General features: G+C 53.0%; 20 protein-coding genes. 12 read left to right on the top strand and 8 right to left on the bottom strand.

Annotation, left to right across the window (positions count from 1 at the left end; translation table 11 throughout):
* Positions 1-149: 149 nt before the first annotated feature.
* On the bottom strand, positions 150-422 hold the full coding sequence (locus PJE062_RS15895; protein ID WP_008550570.1) for a hypothetical protein: 273 nt from the start codon (positions 420-422) through the stop codon (positions 150-152).
* 413 nt (positions 423-835) lie between these two features.
* Positions 836-1,783 (bottom strand): IS110 family transposase, encoded by a 948-nt coding sequence (locus PJE062_RS15900; RefSeq protein ID WP_008550281.1) that lies wholly within the window; start codon positions 1,781-1,783, stop codon positions 836-838.
* A gap of 295 nt (positions 1,784-2,078) precedes the next feature.
* Here PJE062_RS15900 and PJE062_RS15905 point away from each other — a divergent pair, with 295 nt between their 5' ends.
* Positions 2,079-3,515 carry a PIN domain-containing protein gene (locus PJE062_RS15905; RefSeq protein WP_008550547.1) on the top strand — a complete coding sequence of 479 codons (1,437 nt, stop codon included), beginning with the start codon at positions 2,079-2,081 and terminating at the stop codon, positions 3,513-3,515.
* Positions 3,516-3,824: 309 nt separating this feature from the next.
* Here PJE062_RS15905 and acnA read toward each other — a convergent pair whose 3' ends face one another.
* On the bottom strand, positions 3,825-6,500 hold the full coding sequence (gene acnA, locus PJE062_RS15915) for an aconitate hydratase AcnA (protein ID WP_008550162.1): 2,676 nt from the start codon (positions 6,498-6,500) through the stop codon (positions 3,825-3,827).
* 467 nt (positions 6,501-6,967) lie between these two features.
* Between acnA and PJE062_RS15920 the strand changes: the two genes are divergently transcribed.
* The 10 genes from PJE062_RS15920 (at position 6,968) to PJE062_RS15965 (ending at position 14,191) form a co-directional block, all read left to right on the top strand.
* Positions 6,968-7,408: a cupin domain-containing protein gene (locus PJE062_RS15920; RefSeq protein ID WP_008550446.1), complete on the top strand. Its 441-nt coding sequence runs from the start codon at positions 6,968-6,970 to the stop codon at positions 7,406-7,408.
* A 150-nt stretch (positions 7,409-7,558) separates the two neighbouring features.
* Positions 7,559-8,263 (top strand): heme ABC exporter ATP-binding protein CcmA, encoded by a 705-nt coding sequence (gene ccmA, locus PJE062_RS15925; RefSeq protein ID WP_083793269.1) that lies wholly within the window; start codon positions 7,559-7,561, stop codon positions 8,261-8,263.
* An 11-nt stretch (positions 8,264-8,274) separates the two neighbouring features.
* On the top strand, positions 8,275-8,934 hold the full coding sequence (gene ccmB, locus PJE062_RS15930) for a heme exporter protein CcmB (RefSeq protein WP_037037391.1): 660 nt from the start codon (positions 8,275-8,277) through the stop codon (positions 8,932-8,934).
* Positions 8,935-9,112: 178 nt separating this feature from the next.
* The gene (locus PJE062_RS15935; RefSeq protein ID WP_008550314.1) at positions 9,113-9,892 is read left to right on the top strand and encodes a heme ABC transporter permease; all 780 of its coding nucleotides are present in this window, start codon (positions 9,113-9,115) and stop codon (positions 9,890-9,892) included.
* 5 nt (positions 9,893-9,897) lie between these two features.
* On the top strand, positions 9,898-10,128 hold the full coding sequence (gene ccmD / locus PJE062_RS15940) for a heme exporter protein CcmD (protein WP_008550536.1): 231 nt from the start codon (positions 9,898-9,900) through the stop codon (positions 10,126-10,128).
* A 5-nt stretch (positions 10,129-10,133) separates the two neighbouring features.
* On the top strand, positions 10,134-10,727 hold the full coding sequence (locus tag PJE062_RS15945) for a DsbE family thiol:disulfide interchange protein (RefSeq protein WP_008550575.1): 594 nt from the start codon (positions 10,134-10,136) through the stop codon (positions 10,725-10,727).
* 122 nt (positions 10,728-10,849) lie between these two features.
* Entirely contained in the window at positions 10,850-11,593 is a 744-nt protein-coding gene (locus PJE062_RS15950; protein ID WP_008550708.1) for a thioredoxin family protein, read from the top strand.
* A gap of 168 nt (positions 11,594-11,761) precedes the next feature.
* A complete protein-coding gene (locus PJE062_RS15955; protein ID WP_008550623.1) occupies positions 11,762-12,649 on the top strand; it encodes a cation diffusion facilitator family transporter in 888 nt (295 codons plus the stop codon).
* A 212-nt stretch (positions 12,650-12,861) separates the two neighbouring features.
* On the top strand, positions 12,862-13,680 hold the full coding sequence (locus PJE062_RS15960) for a carbohydrate ABC transporter permease (RefSeq protein WP_037037272.1): 819 nt from the start codon (positions 12,862-12,864) through the stop codon (positions 13,678-13,680).
* A 103-nt stretch (positions 13,681-13,783) separates the two neighbouring features.
* Positions 13,784-14,191, top strand: a complete 408-nt coding sequence (locus PJE062_RS15965) for a hypothetical protein (RefSeq protein ID WP_008550468.1) — start codon at positions 13,784-13,786, stop codon at positions 14,189-14,191.
* 58 nt (positions 14,192-14,249) lie between these two features.
* On the opposite strand, the gene PJE062_RS15970 is transcribed toward PJE062_RS15965, so the two are convergent.
* The 4 genes from PJE062_RS15970 to PJE062_RS15985 form a co-directional block, all read right to left on the bottom strand.
* Positions 14,250-14,615 carry a nuclear transport factor 2 family protein gene (locus PJE062_RS15970; RefSeq protein WP_008550341.1) on the bottom strand — a complete coding sequence of 122 codons (366 nt, stop codon included), beginning with the start codon at positions 14,613-14,615 and terminating at the stop codon, positions 14,250-14,252.
* A 363-nt stretch (positions 14,616-14,978) separates the two neighbouring features.
* The gene (locus tag PJE062_RS15975; RefSeq protein WP_008550424.1) at positions 14,979-16,295 is read right to left on the bottom strand and encodes an ammonium transporter; all 1,317 of its coding nucleotides are present in this window, start codon (positions 16,293-16,295) and stop codon (positions 14,979-14,981) included.
* Between the two features lie 22 nt (positions 16,296-16,317).
* Positions 16,318-16,656, bottom strand: a complete 339-nt coding sequence (locus PJE062_RS15980; protein WP_037037275.1) for a P-II family nitrogen regulator — start codon at positions 16,654-16,656, stop codon at positions 16,318-16,320.
* Between the two features lie 365 nt (positions 16,657-17,021).
* Entirely contained in the window at positions 17,022-17,594 is a 573-nt protein-coding gene (locus tag PJE062_RS15985) for a DUF924 family protein (RefSeq protein WP_008550359.1), read from the bottom strand.
* 94 nt (positions 17,595-17,688) lie between these two features.
* Between PJE062_RS15985 and PJE062_RS26915 the strand changes: the two genes are divergently transcribed.
* A complete protein-coding gene (locus PJE062_RS26915; RefSeq protein WP_014283166.1) occupies positions 17,689-17,913 on the top strand; it encodes a sulfurtransferase TusA family protein in 225 nt (74 codons plus the stop codon).
* Positions 17,914-17,934: 21 nt separating this feature from the next.
* On the opposite strand, the gene PJE062_RS15995 is transcribed toward PJE062_RS26915, so the two are convergent.
* Complete coding sequence (locus tag PJE062_RS15995) at positions 17,935-18,228, bottom strand: 4a-hydroxytetrahydrobiopterin dehydratase (protein ID WP_014283165.1); 294 nt, start codon at positions 18,226-18,228, stop codon at positions 17,935-17,937.
* Between the last annotated feature and the right edge of the window lie 124 nt (positions 18,229-18,352).

An 18,352-nucleotide genomic window follows, 5' to 3' on the forward strand; every position in this document is an offset into this window, starting at 1 on the left:
CGCAGACCAGCAGGGCGCCGTGGCGAGGGTGCGGGGTGTAGCTGCGTTCTCGCTTCCGGCACCGGAGCGGATGGCTGTTGCCAAATGCTCAGGGGCCAGCACGGCTCCACGCGGGCAGGTCCCCTTGCTTTGTGGAGCGCTGGGCGGGCTTAATCAGGAAGCGGAACGTTTATATTTACCGGCTGCGGATGAGCGACCCGCTCTAAAGTTCCGCAGCTTTTTTGTAGTGCTTCCAGTCGGTCGCGGAAGGCATGATGCAAAGTGAACAAAGCATCGCGCTCGCTGCTGTGCTGCAGTCTCTCAGTCAGCAGTAAGTGCTGGATATAGCTGAGATTTTGCAGGTCTGAGACAGCGATGATGACTTCGTCAATTTCGTTTTGGAAAGTGTTTGTGGTGCCACAGGCACATGCGGAGTCGGTCATTCTCAATCCCTTTGTCTTGAGGGTGTTGAATAACCGCGCGACAGGCGGACTTTCTAGGGCCCACTGGCGAGCGGGAGGCTAGAAACCTGTAAGACAGACAGGCGAGTTTATTCCCCTCCGAAGAAGGTATTGTATTCACCGCCCTCCCGCTCATAGCAAAGGGTTTGCGCGCTACCTATAAAGCAGGCACAAAAAATCCGCTAGTTAACGGGAGCGGTAACCGCTGTCTTATAGGAGGTTTCTAGGCCTCACGTATGAATGTGGAATGAAAACCTGAGGTTGTCAAATTGTCGGTTTTGACGAGGGTGTGGATGGTGGGGGATGTGGTGCTTCAACACCGCGCCTGAGAGCCCGCACCGTCCCCAACACTGCCCGCGACCCACGCCCTTATCCAACCACCCCAACACTAACAATCAACTCATTGCGCTGATTTTGTCTCTCATTCTTGCGTTTAGGATGACGATGATCTTTCTCATGAGGGCTGAGATAGCGACAATTGGCTTCTTACCATTTGTGATAAGACGTTGATAGAAATTACGAAGTGGACCTTTGAGACGGGAGGCACATAAGGCTGCCATGAACAGGCTCTTACGGACCTCTGGCCGCCCACCGCGCATTTTCCGGTATCCACGCAGTGTCCCACTGTCATTTGGATGTGGTGCAAGCCCGGCCAGTGAAGCCGCCTGTCGGCGTGTGAGTGTTCCCAGTTCCGGCATGGTTGCCAGTAAGGCAATGGCAGTGCGCGGCCCCACTCCGGACAGCGACTGATAAGTCGCCATGCGCTCAGATAGGTCCGCACTTGTTTGAATGAGCCTTTCGATCTGTTGATCCAGCCGCTCCAGCTGACGCCTGATACAAGCCAGCACAATCTCGCAGGAGTGTTTGACACTGGCACATCCGGGGGCCTGAACCCTGTTCTTTTCCGCCACCTGAATATCCATGAGGTCCTGACGACGGGCCACCAGCGCCACAAGATCGCTTTGATGTTTATCGCTCAACTCATAAAGAGGCAGACCCCGCCAGCGATCCGCTCCATAGGCTGCAAGTGCCTTAGCATCGATATTGTCAGTTTTGCCAAGCCGACCAAAAGACCTTGTAAAGGCTTTGACTTTCAGCGTGTCAGCACGGTGACAGGCAATCCCGGCTGCGCATAACTCGCTGACCAACAGAGCCTCATAACCACCAGTGGGCTCCAGCACCACCAATGTATCTGGTTTAAGGTGTGTCATGAACAAGCGAATGGAGCGCGAGGCATTGGCAATCACCTGGACTGTCTGTTTGTCATGCTCACACAGTGCCAGTGTGTCCTTGGAAACATCAATGCCGACAACACAGGAAGGAATGGTTTTAAGAAAGGTCATAGGAGTGATATCCTGATCGTGCTTCGGATTGTTTGCGGGCGTGCAAGCAGCGGCCCAATCAACTCTCCAAGCGGGAAAAGGAAGCGGCAGAGAACCTTGATGACGACGGGTGAAAGCCCGATCCCGCAGCGGTCGCCTGCCACTGGTCTCCCGGAATTGCGGTTCGGGAGACCAACTCCACCCTAACACATCCCAACACTAACAATCCCGCACAAGCAAAGCGCGATGCGGGACCCAGCTGGGCGGTGGCTAAGTGTGTGTGCAGGCGGCTCTGGATCCCGGCTCGGGGGCCGGGATGACGGGGGGATTTGTGCGTGCGTTTGTTCTGATAGTACGTTATCATTTTTGCACTTTTAGATTGTTATTTGAGGCGATTATGAAGGGACTTTTTCCTGAGTTTGATCCCGGTGCTGACAAAGATTTTCAAAAGATTTGGAAAGAAGCGTTATTTGTTTTTGACACTAATGTATTGCTGAATCTGTATAGATATCAAAAGGAAACGCGTGATCAGTTGATCGACGTGATCGAAAAGATTTCTACTCGTATTTGGATACCGCATCACGTTGCTTTGGAGTTCCAGAGGAACCGCTTGGTTGTTATCGCAGACCAGCACAAGCGTTTTGCAGAGGTTCGCAAAACTGTCGAAAAAGCAAAAAGCGAACTCAATGGTGGAATTAATCTGCTGCAACTTGAGAAACGACACTCGCTGATAGATCCGAAACCACTGATCTCTGGTTTTGAGAAGTTAACTGATAAGTTTCTTCGTGACCTTGAAGAGACAGAGAAGAAGCAACAAAAGTTAAACGAAGAAGATCCCGTTAAAAATAGACTCGATAATCTCTTTGATGGACGAGTGGGAGACGCTCCAAAAAATCAAAAAGAGATTGATGATTTGTATAGCGAAGGTGATAAGCGCTTCGCAAAAAATACTCCTCCGGGATATCTTGATGCCAGCAAAGATAAAAAAGGGCCAGATGAACACCTGCATGGTGACATCTTGTACAAGCGCAAATATGGGGACTATGTAGTCTGGAACCAGTTACTTGCGCATGCAAATACAAACGATGAAGCTTCGGTTATTTTTGTAACGGATGACTCAAAAGAAGATTGGTGGTGGGTGGTAAACGCCAGTGGCAAGAAAACCATTGGTCCTCGGCCGGAACTTGTATCTGAGGCACTGTCTAAGGGAAACATTTCCTCTTTCTTGATGTATAAGTCGGAAGATTTCTTGAGGTATGCAAATAAATTTCTTGAAGCTGATGTTTCTAATGAGGCTTTAGAAGAAGTGCGTGATGTTGCTGAGTACAAATCGTCTACGCGAGACCGAATAAATAATTTTAAGAAAGAACGGATCGCCGAGGATTTAGTTTATCGTTGGCTACATGCGAGATTTCCAGATGCTGTAACAAGGAATAGATTTCCAAATTTTATAATTGATCATGATGGGATGAAGCTTGGATACGAGGTAAAATTCACCCATTCTATTGGGCTATTTCGTATGCTTGTCGATAAGGCGTTCAAATACTCCGAAGCGATTGTGTCTGAGTATGATTTGGAGAGCATTTTCTTTGTATTCATGACGAACGATCCAATGTTGGCGTCTCAAATGAAACAAGAATTTATCGTTTGGCATCATGACAATGGCGAAACATTTAGAAATATCCGAGTGTTCATTGCATATTTCGAGGATGACAGCTCTGAAGATGCTGTATTCACGTTGATGGATCTATAGCTTCTAATCGAAATCAATACTGCTTGATTGAGTAGGGCGCTCTGGATCCCGGCTCGGGGGCCGGGATGACGGTGTGGGGGTGGCTGAGGTCTGGGTGTGTGGCTCTGGGGCCTGCATCGTGCTTTGCTTGGGTGGGATGATGCCGAGGGGAGCTGCTCTGAGGTGGATTGACCGTGGGGTGTTGTGCTGGCTTGGGATGGAACTGGTGAGGTTGGCGGGCTCTGAAGGTGGAGCTGCCAAAGAAAAACGGGCCTTGGAGGGCCCGTTTTGTGGTTATGGGGGACTGAATAGTCTGCTTGTTGAGGTGTCTTAGCCGGAGACCAAGTTTCTCAGGACGTAGTGCAGGATGCCGCCGGCTTTGATGTATTCGAGTTCGTCCTCGGTATCGATGCGGCAGAGGGCTTCGATGGTTTTGGTGGTGCCGTTGGCGAATTCGACCTGAATGTCGACCATCTGACGGGGTTTGAGGTCTGCTACGCCGAGGATGGTTACGCGCTCAGTGCCATCGATGCCATGGGACTGCCAGCTTTCGCCCTCTTTAAACGTGAAGGGCAGGACGCCCATGCCGACGAGGTTGGAGCGGTGGATGCGCTCGAAGCTTTGAGCGATCACCGCGCGTACGCCGAGCAGTTTGGTGCCTTTTGCTGCCCAGTCGCGGGAGGAGCCGGTGCCGTATTCCTTGCCAGCAAACACCACAAGTGGGGTGCCTGCAGCCTTGTATTCCATGCAGGCGTCGTAGATCCAGCGTTGCTCGCCGTCCTTGGTGGTGTAGCCACCTTCCACGCCCGGCACCATCTGGTTTTTGATGCGGATGTTGCCGAAGGTACCGCGCATCATGACTTCGTGGTTGCCACGGCGGGAGCCGTAGGAGTTGAAGTCTTTGCGCTCAACGCCGTGTGAGGTCAGGTACTGACCTGCCGGGCTGTCTGCCTTGATCGCTCCAGCTGGCGAGATGTGGTCGGTGGTGATGGAATCCAGGAACAGACCCATGACGGCCGCGCCCTCAATATCGGTGAGGGGTTTTGGCTCCATGGTCATGCCTTCAAAGTAAGGCGGGTTCTGCACGTAAGTGGACGCTGGTGGCCAACCGTAGGTCATGCCGCCTTCCACCTTGATGTTCTGCCAGTGCTCGTCACCCTTGAACACATCGCCGTAGCGCTCTTCAAACATCTCTTCTGTGATGGAGGAGCGGATGAGGTCGGTGATCTCTTCCGTGGTTGGCCATAGATCCTTCAGGTAGACGGGGTTGCCATCCTGATCCTTGCCGAGCGGGTCTTTGGCCACGTTGATGTTGAGTGAGCCTGCGATGGCATACGCGACAACCAGTGGCGGGGAGGCCAGATAGTTGGCACGCACATCCGGGTTCACGCGGCCTTCGAAGTTGCGGTTGCCCGAGAGGACTGAGCAGGCCACGAGGTCGTTGTCACTGATGGACTTGGAGATTTCCGGCGGCAGTGGGCCTGAGTTACCAATACAGGTGGTGCAGCCGTAGCCGGTGAGGTTGAAGCCGAGGGCGTCGAGATCTTCCTGAACGCCAGCTTTCTCCAGATAATCCGTCACCACCTGAGAGCCGGGTGCCAGTGAGGTCTTCACCCATGGCTTCACATGCAGGCCCTTGGCGCGGGCCTTGCGGGCCACCAAGCCTGCACCGATGAGAACGGACGGGTTGGAGGTGTTGGTGCATGAGGTGATCGCGGCGATAACGACGTCGCCGTTGCCGAGATCATGGTCGCGGCCTTCTACCGATGCGCGGCGGGTTTCTTCGCCTGCCTTCTTGAACTCCTCCGCCATGGTTTTGGCAAAGCCTTCCGCCGCATCTGCGAGGGAAATGCGATCCTGCGGGCGCTTTGGTCCGGCGATGGATGGCACAACGGTGGAGATGTCCAGCTCCAGCGTGTCGGTGAAGGTTGGTTCTGTGTGGGTGTCGCGGTACATGCCCTGCGCCTTGGAATAGGCTTCCACCAGCGCGATGCGGTCTTTGTCGCGGCCTGTGGCATTCAGATAGCGGAGCGTGTCGTCGTCCACCGGGAAGAAGCCACAGGTGGCGCCGTATTCCGGTGCCATGTTGGCGATGGTGGCGGCGTCTTCCAGAGACATGTTGTCGAGGCCGGGGCCGTAGAACTCCACGAACTTGCCAACAACGCCTTTCTTACGCAGCATCTCAACCACGGTGAGCACAAGGTCGGTGGCGGTGATGCCATCCTGCAGCTCGCCGGTGAGTTTGAAGCCGATGACTTCCGGGATCAGCATGGAGATTGGCTGGCCGAGCATGGCCGCTTCCGCCTCAATGCCGCCTACGCCCCAACCAAGCACGGCGAGGCCGTTGACCATGGTGGTGTGGCTATCGGTGCCGACGAGGGTATCGGGATAGGCGATGGTTTCGCCGTCTTCCTCTTTCGTCCAGACGGTCTGGGCGAGGTATTCAAGGTTCACCTGGTGACAGATGCCGGTGCCTGGAGGAACTGCGCGGAAGTTATCAAACGCGGACTGGCCCCAGCGCAGGAATTCATAGCGCTCGTTGTTGCGCTCATACTCGCGTTCCACGTTAAGCGCGAAGGCGGAGGTGGTGCCGAAATAGTCGACCATGACGGAGTGGTCGATGACGAGATCAACGGGAACCAGCGGGTTCACTTTTTTCGGATCACCGCCGAGGCTGACGGCGGCGTCGCGCATGGCGGCGAGGTCAACAACGGCTGGCACGCCGGTGAAATCCTGCATGAGAACGCGGGCAGGGCGGTAGGCGATTTCGTGGGTGGAGGTGCGGGTGGTCAGCCATTCTGCAACGGCCTTGATGTCATCCGCAGTCACCGTGCGGCCATCTTCAAAGCGCAGCAGGTTCTCCAGAACGACTTTCAATGAGAATGGAAGCTTGGAAACGCCAGTCAGGCCGTTCTTTTCTGCTTCAGGAATGGAAAAATAAGTGTAGGTCTTGCCGCCGACTTGCAGCGTTTGCTTGGCCTTAAAACTGTCTAGAGATTGTGTCATTCGGCGATCTCCTTATTTCGTTTCCCGCTCAGAACCGGAAACTAAGCTTTGAACTGACGAACCTCTCCAGTTCCTCCCGGAGTTTTGTGGCTCGCCGTCATGGCGTTGGTTTGATCATTTAACAAATGCATTAAAAGCGCTTCTTGAAATTCAATCAGCTTATAGTTGTCGACCCTATAGCGTCTTTCTGACGCAGGTTCCAGCTGAACCGCAGCGGAAGGCTAATAATTTACCATAGGTGAGGTTAGGCCGGAGTAGGGTGCCCGATCAAGCGGGATGGGGTTTATATGAAACATATTATATACAGATGTATACAATATGTCTATCCTATGTTTCTGGCCCTGTGTGGTTTTAAAGGCTCGGAAGGGGATCGCTGTTAGGATGCGTTTGCTTCGCACGAGAATAACTGCCGGGTATGGCGTAAAAGTGCGCAGAGAACAGCTGAAAACAACAGGAAGGCGATTCCTATGAAATCTGCAGTTTTGGTTGGTACGTGTTGTCTGGTTCTGGGTGGATTTGCGGCTGGTGCGCTGGCTCAGGACAACGGAAATGCATATTCTGACGTCGAGGTTCTGCTTGATAAGAGCGAAACGACGATCACGAAGCAGCCGTTGGTTTACCCGGAAGGACGGCAGGCGCAGGTGACCTCACTGGTCATTACGCTGGCACCGGGTGAGGCTGTTAAAGAGCATATGCACCCTATTCCTCTTTACGGATATATACTTGATGGTGAGCTGACGATCACCTATGAGAAAGAGGCTCCTCTGACCTTCAAAAAGGGCGAGGCGTTTATTGAGGCCGTCAACACCTGGCACTTCGGCAAGAATACCGGAACAGTGCCAACGCGAATCCTAGCCGTGTTTATGGGAGCGAAGGATTTGCCGAATGTGATACGGCCTCCTGAATAAAGTGGTTTGCGCAAAGACGGGATCATGCAAACTGCTTTAATTCTTTGTTGGAGCGTATCTTATCCGGAAATCGGATCCATTTTTCGGGATACGCCGTCAGTTTGGTAAGCAGTGAGAGCTGCTGTAGTGGTTTCGGGCGCGATGAACCAATTGAAGTTAGTCTGCCAGGGCGTTGCATGTGATCGTGGTGGCCGCAGAGTATTGAACCACGTCGACTTTGAAGTTGGCTCCAGTGAAGCTCTGATTGTGCAAGGTCCCAACGGTGTCGGTAAATCCAGTCTGCTGCGCGTGATCGCCGGACTGGTGGCAAAAGCACATGGTTCGCTTGAGCTGGAAGGTGGCATGGCTGAGCGCTCTGTTGCCGAACACTCCCATTACTTTGGGCACCTTGATGCCTTGAAGCCGCTGCAGACCGTGCTGGAGAACCTCAGCTTCTGGCGTAACTTCTTTGAACCTGCCGACTTTGGCGATGGCAAAGTGCGTGAGAGCATGAGTGAGATGGAAGCGCTAGAGACCCTGGGTATCGCGCATACGGCCAGCTTGCCTGCTGGTTATCTCAGTGCTGGACAACGCCGCCGTCTTTCCGTGGCGCGCCTGCTGGTGGTTCCACGCCCAATCTGGTTGCTTGATGAGCCGACTTCAGCCCTTGATAAGGCTTCTGAAGAAGTGTTGCTTGGTCTGATTGCAGATCACATCAACGCTGGCGGTGTTGTGATTGCCGCGACCCACCTGCCTCTGAACCTGCCAAACACCAAGTTCCTCAACTTGTCGCCCGTGACGACAGAGAGCGAGCATATGTTTGCGGGTGAGGATCTGGACGACTATTTCGACGAAGACGAGCAGGACGAGGGCTGATCATGAACTGGATGAAGTGTCTTTTTGTCCGCGAATATCAACTGGCGAACCGCGTTGGCGGTGGTGCGTTGATTGGCGTTCTGTTCTTTCTGGCTGTTGTGACGATCTTTCCGTTTGGTGTTGGCCCGGACATGATCCTGCTGTCGCGCATTGGTGCTGCGATTCTTTGGATTGGTGCTTTGCTGGCGACGTTGCTGGGGCTTGATCGTCTGTTTCAGGCCGACCGTGAAGATGGCTCCCTTGAACTGCTGGTGATGTCAGGCCGTTCGCTGGAGCTGGTGGTGCTGATCAAATGCGCGGCGCACTGGGCGGCGACGGGTCTTCCGCTGGTGCTTGCTACGCCGGTTCTATCTTTGTTTGTGGGTCTCGACTTCCAGAGCATTGTTCTGGTGACGCTGACCTTGCTTGTTGGCGCGCCTGCACTCACACTTGTTGGTGCAGTTGGCGCTGGTGTTACTGTTTCCATGCGGCGGGGTGGGGTGCTGCTCTCCATTCTGGTTATTCCGCTGGCAATTCCAATTCTGATCTTTGGTGTAAGTGCCGCGACAGCGGGAGCGATCGACTCCAATAACTTCCTCGTTCCGTTCCTGTTTTTGTGTGCTCTGACACTTTTTGGTCTTGTTGTTGGACCTCTTGCAGCAGCTGCAGCGCTTCGCGTTTCAGGCGACTGATGGATGCGGCCATATGGCCTCTGAAATTCCCTGAAGCGTTAAGTCTATGTAAAATCGTCTAAAATGGGTGAATTCCCGAAGAAGTGAAGTGTCAAATTGCGCGTAATCAATGACCTTGATAGGTCCGTGACACTATGTACACATTGATGCTTCGTCATTCTCAGTTTAGAACGGCTCTATGACCTTATACGATCTTGCAAACCCAACCCGGTTCCTGAAGCTTGTGAAAGTTCTGCTTCCATGGCTTATCGTTGCGACGGTCGCTGCACTTGCAGTTGGCTTGTACTTCGCGTTTTTTGTTGCGCCTGAAGATTACCAGCAAGGCCAGACAGTGCGCATTATGTTCGTGCACGTGCCTGCAGCCCAGCTTGCATTGATGTGTTATGCGATGATGGCGTTGTCTTCGATTGGCTCTCTGGTCTGGAAGCATCCGCTGGCTGATGTTTCGGCCAAAGCTTCCGCTCCAATCGGTGCTGCATTTACCTTCCTGGCGCTGTTTTCCGGTGCGATCTGGGGTAAGCCGATGTGGGGTACTTTCTGGGTCTGGGACGCAAGACTGACCTCCTTCCTGGTGTTGTTCATCATGTACCTGGGCATTATTGCATTGTGGAAGGCGATTGAAGATCCTATCAAGGCTGCAAAAGTGAACGCGATCATCACGCTGGTTGGTGTGATCAACGTGGTCATTATCAAGTTTTCCGTTGAGTGGTGGAACACGCTGCACCAGCCGCCGAGCATTATCCGCAGCGGTGGTCCTGCTATTCACTCTTCCATTCTTATTCCGCTTGGATTGATGGCTCTGGCCTTTGTGCTTCTGTTTGTGACTTTGCATCTGATGAGCATGCGTAACGAGATTATGCGCCGCCGGATCAGAGCGATGCGGATGCGTGCAGCTTCTGTTGCACCGGCTGCATCCAGCAGCACAGTGACTAAAGCAGCTCCAGCAGGTGCGAGGTAAGGATCATGGACTTTTCAGAGTTTGGTCGTCACGCTGAATATGTGATTGCTGCCTATGCAATGGCTGCATTGGTCATCGGCATCCTGATTGTTTGGGTGCGTATGGACAAAACCCAACTGGAAAAAGAGATGCAGGCGCTGGAAGCAAGTGGCATTCGCCGCCGGTCTTCCCGCCGTCCTGGCCCTTCCGTCAGTCAGGTGGTTTCCTCTTCAGCAGACGATAAGAGTGAGAGCTAACAGGAATGAGTAGTGAAATAGACGAGGAGAAGAAGTCAGGCATTTCTCCGCTTTTTCTTCTTCCGCTGATTGTTTTTGGTGCTCTTGCGGTTCTGATGGGTTTCATGATGCTCTCTGGTCATGATTCCAAAGAGCTGCCATCTGCCCTGATCGATAAGCCAGCACCTGAGTTTGATCTGCCGCCTGTGAATGGGTTGGAGCGTGATGGCAAGCAGGTTCCGGGGTTCAAGCGTAGTGATCTGCTTGGTCAGGTGACCGTTGTGAACATCTTCGCATCCTGGTGTGCGCCTTGCCGCGCTGAACACAAATACTTGATGGATCTGGCCAAGGATGATCGTTACGAGATCGCTGGCCTGAACTACAAGGACACGGACGTGAAGGCGAACCGGTTCCTCGCAGAGCTTGGCAATCCTTATGACCGTGTTGGGTTCGACACTGGCCGCGCAGGCATTGAATGGGGCGTTTACGGGGTTCCTGAGACCTTTATCGTCGATGAGAAGGCTCAGATCCGCTACAAATTTGTTGGTCCACTGAGTGAGGCCAGCTATCGGGACGTCTTCCTACCAGAGCTTGAAAAAGTGCTGAATGAATCCAAATAATACCAGCGCCCCTGATTCCTTGGGTTTTCAGGGGCTCACTGGGATGTGATTCTACAGTTATCTGGTTATTGTTTAGGTTAGCGCTGCATCAGCGATGACTTAAACAATTGCGAAGGGCCGAAATGCGGTGGTTTTCTTTAAATAGATTGACGGGTGTTGTTCTCGCAGCAGGGCTGGGTCTTGCGACTTCACTCTCTGCTCAGGCACAAACTCCAAAGGCCGTGGTTGAGTTGTTCACCAGCCAGGGCTGTTCGTCATGTCCACCTGCAGACCAATTTCTGGAAGAGCTTGTTGCTGACCAGAAAGACGTTGTGACGCTTTCCTATCACGTTGATTACTGGGATTACTTCGGTTGGAAGGACACGCTTGGTTCGCCTGTGTTCACCCAGCGCCAGAAGGATTATGCCAAAAGCCGCGGTGATGCGCAGATCTATACGCCTCAGGTTGTCGTGAATGGCCGTGGGCATATGGTTGGCAGTGACCGTCGCTCCGTTAAAAATGCTATTCGCAAGTCCTCCGGCATGACCGTGCAGGTGGAGGCGATGCTGGATGACAGTGCGCTTGAAGTTCAGCTCTCTGGCTCTCTGAAAGAGCCGGGCAAGAAGGCGGACGTTTATCTTCTTGGTATCGATAAGGAAGCTGTGGTTGAGATCCAGCGCGGTGAAAACGCTGGCACAACACAGACCTACAAGAATGTTGTGCGCAGCATTATGCCGATTGGCATGTGGTCTGGTGCAGCTGAAGTGTTCCGTCTGCCACGCACTGCGCTGAAGATGTTCGACTCCAAGAACTGGGCTGTTCTGGTTCAGACGAACTCTGGCGAAATGCCGGGTGAAATCATCGGTGCCGCTTTTTACGACAAGTAGAAATAGCCGATATTCTGCAAGTGATTTTCATTTGCAAACATTGCGTGCAAATAAGCATAAAAACTGGCTATTTGAGCGCGTTCCATTGTTTAATATGCCACTGAAACCTGATAGAGGACGATAACTTTCTAAGCAGTCGTCGAGTTTGAATTAGGGTGGATGTGGCACATGGACCAGAGCATGCGCTTTGCGCTGGGCAGCATCGTCATTGGCATATTGGTATTTGCGCTCAAATACTTTGCCTTTGTGATGACAGGCTCCATTGCGTTCTATTCCGACGCCCTTGAAACCTCCATCAATATCGCGAGTGCTTCTGCTGCTGCCGGTGCTTTGTATCTGGCGCGCAAACCTGCTGATCAGAACCACCCTTACGGCCACTATAAAGCAGAGTATTTTGCTGCTGTTCTGGAAGGGGTTCTGATTGTTCTGGCGGCAATCCTCATTCTGCGCAAAGCCTACATGGGTTTGACTGAGCCGTATGAGCTGGATGTGAACATTCAGGGCATTGGCTTGAACCTGCTGTCTTCCGTGATCAACTGCGTCTGGGCGATTGCTCTGATGCGGATTGGAAAGGCGCATCGCTCTCCGGCTTTGCAGGCGGATGCACGGCACATCATGACCGATGTCTATACATCCCTTGGCGTGTTGGTTGGTATCGCGGCTGTGTGGGTGACCGGCTGGCAGATGTTTGACCCGATCCTTGCTGGCATCGTTGCGGTCAACATCATGTGGTCTGGCTGGAAGCTGGTGCGTGAATCCGTTGGTGGTTTGATGGATGAGGCTGCTCCGGAAGAGGAGCAGGAAGAAATCCGCGCACTGATCTCCAAGTTTGGTGATGGTGCGCTGGAAGCTCATGACCTGCGGACACGCCATGCGGGCCACGTGACTTTCATTGATTTTCATCTGGTGGTGCCGGGTGAAATGAGCGTTCTGGATGCTCATGCGATTTGCGATCGCATTGAGGAAGGCATCGCAGAAAAGATGCCTGGTGCACGTGTGACGATCCACGTGGAACCGGAAAATCATGCCAAGCATTCAGGAATTGTGGTTTTATAGGCACTTACAGAGCTTGAAACCTGACCTGCGTAGTTTTACGGTGTCATCTTAATTCCTATGGGGATTGGGTCTGATGGCGTCTGCCATTTCTCAGAGATGATCTCCCAGTGCAGTTTGCCTGTTTTCAGGGCCACACAGGCTGCCTTTCGTTTGGTTGCGTGATCCTTCGCTTTTGCTGTGGTTCGGGGCTGCGCTGTGTTTCAGAGATGGTTATGCCCCGCTCTCATTACCTCGATCATCTTATCCTGCTTATTGGTGTGTTCGTTATTGTCGGGCCGGTGCTGATCATTGCATTTTCCTCGACACACTCTGGCGCAACACTTGGACAGGATGGACTGCAGTTCCTTCCGGGTCCGTATGGCGTTGAGGTTTACAGCAAGGCTTTGTTCGAGGGGCGTGGGTTTTCGAGGGGAGTGACGGGCATGACCATGGCGCTGAACTCTCTGTATCTGGCAGTTGGGTTTGCGTTGGCCAAGGTGGGGATCTCGCTGCTTGCAGCCTATGCGCTGGTGTATTTCCGCGTTCGCTTTGGCACATTCTTCTTCTGGGTGATCTTGTGTAGTTTGCTGTTGCCATTGGAGTCCCGCTTTCTGCCAACGTATGCGGTGACCAGTCAGCTTGGGTTGGTGAACTCCTATCCGGGTTTGATGCTGCCATTGCTTGCATCAGCGGTTGGAACGTTTTTTTTCCGTCAGTTCTTTCTCGGAGTGCCGACAGAGCTTTCTGAGGCTGCGCGGATTGATGGGGCGGGGCCGATCAAGTTTCTGAAGGACATTCTGGTCCCTGCCTCTGCGCCCATGATTGCAGCGCTTGGCCTGCTGATGTTTGTGCAAGGGTGGAACCAGTATCTGTGGCCGGTGATGGTTTCCAGCGAAGAGACCAGGATGACGCTGGTGCAGGGGCTGAGCCTGATTGGTCGCACAAGCCCGCAAGGGTTGGCGCTGGCCGTGCTTGCCATGTTGCCACCGATCCTGCTGGTGGTCTTCTGCCAGAAAGCCTTTGTGAAAGGGCTGACGGATGGACGTCAGTAGGTTCTCAGAAGCCTCAAAGAAACCACAATACCTGTCTTCTTTGAAACAGCGCCTCTTTGTAGGGCTGATATCCATGTGAGGATTACAGAGGTCTGCCTGCTCAATGGCAGATACGTTCATGGAAGAAGGGTTTGGTATGATGTTGCGTGGTTTGAAGGCGCTTGCTGTTGTTGCTTCACTTGGCTTTGCTGGACTGGCGGCTCCAAATGCAGCTTATGCATGGGGTGAGCTGAGTTGCTCAGAGCTGAATGCGACCATTATCGACATCGATGATATCTCTGATGAGGTTTTCTTTGAAGGCGGCGTTCGGGCTGGTTCCAACGTTGATGGTGCTCTTGGCCATCTGATCGATGTGGGACGCTTGCTTGCTGAGCTGGAGGATGATGGCAAGTTAGATCGTGCTGTGGATCGTCTGGAAGATGCCTGGATTGATGAGGACTGGAACGGGTATTCGTTCGCTCTGGATGATATCGCCGATCGCCTCGACTATTTTTACGACCGTGACTGTTAAGAGATATCCTGATGAAGTCCGGCCTTGTGCCGGGCTTTTTGCTTGTGGTGTTGGAGCCTCAGGAGGCTGCGCTGAAATAGTCTTCTCTCAGAAGGGCAGTGCCGTCAGGTTGCAAGACCCAGAGCTCCTTGGAGATGTTGCCGTGGGCTTTGTTCATCTTCCAATCGGAAGAGAGAATTGCCGAGCTTTCGCCTGAAGCGACGATTTTGGGGTTGAGGTATTCGACCTCTGAGAAGCCTTCCCGGATGAGCATTTGCCAGAACTCGAGAATCTCGGCTCGACCATGGTAGGTGCCAAAGGGTTTGGCCTCCATTACAGCGTTGGCTTCGTAGCAGTTGGCGCAGCCTTGAGCATCACCCGCATTGAACGCGTTTTGCCACTGTTGACTGGCTTCTTTCACTGCTGCTTCCAATTCACTGTTCATCGTCGGACTCCAAAGCTCGGGCGTTTGCGCCTCTTTATTTGGACGTAGGATGAAGAGCGAATCTTGATTAGAAATGGACGTATAGGGCATTCCTGAAAGTACCACCTATGAAAGGTGAAGTCCGTCTTTCAAATGTGGTAGGCGGATTTGAACCGACTAGTAAGCTGGGGTATCAACTTTCCTAAGCTTTTGGGTTGCTTTGATTTTGTAGTGTTTAGCGTTTGAGCACAGAGCTATCTGTTGAAGGAAAATGATAGGCTGGCAATTGCGCTTAAAGAAAAAGCCCGGCGGTGGTTGCCGGGCTTTGTGATTTCATCTTTCAGTTCTGGGAGGGGGATTTGAGCCTCTCAGATTTGCCAAGGTTCAGAGGCGCTGAGAGCCGGTGCCGAACTCAGGATAGGCTTCTACGCCGATCTCTGCTTTGTCGAGGCCCATGGCTTCGTCTTCCTCTGTCACGCGCAGGCCAACCAGCATCTGGATTGCGTACCAGACAATGGTGGAGGCTACGAAGGTGAAGATGCCAATGGCTGCAACACCGATGAACTGGGTGACGTAAGATGCGTCTGAGTTGGACAGCGGCACGATCAGTGTTCCCCAGATGCCGGAGAGCAGGTGAACCGGAATAGCACCGACTACGTCGTCGATCTTCAGCTTGTCGAGCATTGGCACTGCGAAGACAACAATGGCACCACCGACACCACCGATGAGAACGGACTGGAGCACGCTCGGCGCCAGAGGTTCTGCGGTGATGGAGACGAGGCCAGCCAGTGCGCCGTTGAGAGCCATGGTGACGTCGACCTTCTTATAGAGAGCCTGTGTCAGAGCGATTGTTACGACCACGCCGCCTGCTGCTGCCATGTTGGTGTTTGCGAAGATGCGGGAGATGTCTGTGACGTCGCCAATGGTGCCCATTGCCAGCTGAGACGCACCGTTGAAGCCGAACCAACCGAGCCACAGGATGAAGGTGCCCAGAGTTGCCAGCGGCATGGAGGAACCCGGCATTACGAAGACCTGACCGTTCTTACCGTACTTGCCTTTACGCGCACCCAGGATGATTGCACCGGACAGGGCTGCCCAGCCACCAACGGAGTGGACGAGGGTGGAGCCAGCAAAGTCAGCAAAGCCCATTTCGGAGAGCCAGCCAGCGCCCCACTGCCAGGAGCCGGTGATTGGGTAGAGCACGCCGGTGAGGACGACAACGAAGATGAGGAAAGCCCAGAGCTTGATGCGCTCCGCCATGGTTCCTGAGACGATGGAGGCTGTGGTTGCGCAGAACACCATCTGGAAGAACCAGTCTGAGGCCGTTGAATAGCCCGTATCCAGAGCGTCACCGCCGACAGGGTCAAAAGAGTATGGACCGATGGACCCCATGAAGCCGCCGTCAACGCCGGTGTACATAAGGTTGTAACCGGTGATCCAGAACATCAGACCAGCGATGGAGTACAGCGCGATGTTCTTGAGGCACTGCATGGAGACGTTTTTGGTGCGGACGAGGCCTGCTTCTAGCATGGCGAAGCCAGCTGCCATCCACATCACCAGAAAGCCACCAATCAGGAAGAGCAGAGTGTTGAAGATGTAAGCGGTGTCGACAGCAAGAGCGTATTTTTCTTCTGCCATAACCGGGCCGGCGGAGAGTGCCAGCAGCGAACCTGCGGCAACAAGGGTGGAGGCGCGTTTCATATTCTCTATCCCCTTCATTTGATTATATTGCTTCTGCATCTGCTTCGCCGGTGCGAATGCGGACGACTTGATCAATGGAGTAGACGAAGATTTTGCCGTCACCGATTTGGCCGGTCTGAGCTGCGTTTCCGATGGCTTCGACCACTTTGTCTGCCATGTCGGATGCGATTGCGACTTCGACCTTTAGTTTTGGGAGGAAGGTGACGGCGTATTCTGTGCCGCGGTAGATTTCTGTGTGGCCCTTTTGGCGGCCATAGCCTTTGACTTCGGTGACTGTGAGTCCCTGAATGCCCAGAGTGGTGAGTGCGTCGCGCACCTCATCCAGTTTAAAGGGCTTGATGATTGCCATAACGATTTTCATGTCAGATTCCCGTTCCCCTCTTTCATGGAGTGTGCCGCAAAGAGTTCTGGAGACCTCTTTGGGACCGGGAAAATTGCCAGTTATCTGGTCTTTCTCAGTATGCCCGGCCGGCACGCTTGCCCTTTCTCTTTCAAAGAGCGTGCCAGTTTTGGAAAATATCGATTTTTACGTAGAATTAGGGCGTGGGAGGTGTTGGAATAATCTTGAAAATTCAGCGGCTTGATTGAAATTAAATTTTCTTGATGAAGAGTGACATGGGTGGAAGTGCGCAGAAAGTGGCTGTCACTAAAATAGGCAGAGCCACAAATTGACTCTGCCTATTTTGTAATCATTGTAAATGTGTGTCTAATTTTTAATCAGGTCGTTTATGCCCTGAACCCACCCGATGCGAGGAACTCAACTTCTTCCGGTGTTGAGGTGCGGCCAAGCACTTCGTTGCGGTGTGGGAAGCGGCCAAAGCGGCGGATGACGTCCATGTGGATCAGCGCGTAATGATAGGTGTCCTGATCACCCAGACCGCGGAACAGATCCACGCTCAAATCTTGCATGTCCATTTCTTCTGAATGCTCGAAAGGCAGGAAGAAGAACATGCGATAGCCCATCGGGAAGGCGGTATGGAAGTTCTTGTTGAGAGACTCCAGAGCGACTTTGACGGCCTTTGGATCGGAAGCGAATGCTTTGGGTGAGCCGCGATAGATGTTGCGGGGGAACTGGTCGAGCAACAAAAGGAGAGCCAGCGTGCCATGCGGGGTTTGCGTCCAGTCATCGTAGTCGCCGCGATTGGCAGCCGCTACGTCGGCTTCAAACTTCTCGCGGATTTCTTTGTCGAACGCTTCGCCGCCGTTGAACCATTTGGGGCCGCCTGCGGTCCACCAGAAATCCAGAATTTCGAGCGCTTTACTGGTCTCTGATTTTCCGTCGAGTTCCATTAGTGCCATGCTCCACTCCCCAATATTTGCTTTACTGTTGCGCAAAGTTCCGTTAGCCCAGCAACAAACACAGTGGCACATTCAAGTACCTGGTGGAACATTGGTGGACGATTCAAACATTCTGGACCTGAGAGGTCTTAACTGCCCATTGCCGGTGATGAAGACGCGCAAGCACCTTAAGCGGATGGCGAAGGGGGATCAGCTTGTAGTGAAAGCCACGGATCCAATGTCTGCAATCGATATTCCACATATGTGCCAGGAAGACGGCCATGTGTTGATTGAGAGTAAGATGGTAGGTGACGTGCGTCAGTTCAAGATTGAATGCTGATTGCGCTCTACTCTCGCGGGGCTAGGCCTCGAACAACTTGTCCAGTTTGCGGGCGAGCTTGAAATCCAACTCAGTGAGCCCACCTGCATCATGGGTGGTAAGTAACACTTCCACTTTGTTGTAGGTGTTCGTCCATGTAGGGTGATGGTTCAGCTTTTCTGCCAGAATTGCAGCGCTGGACATGAAGCCAAATGCGCGTGCAAAGGACCGGAAGGTGAAGGTGCGCTCAATGGAGTTGCCATCTTCGGACAAGGTCCAATGCGGTAATTCTGCAAGGGCGAATTCTTTTGCGGTAGAGGACAACAGCTCGGGCACAAGACCACCTTTGGTTTTGTTGCAAGGGGTGTCTCAGATTTAGTAGGTTTTTCTGACTCGCAAAATCCATGGATATTTGGGTAGACCCGCGCGAAATTCTGGAGCAAAGATTTCGGCTGGGATA

This window comes from Pseudovibrio sp. JE062 (genome assembly GCF_000156235.1).
Lineage (GTDB): Bacteria > Pseudomonadota > Alphaproteobacteria > Rhizobiales > Stappiaceae > Pseudovibrio.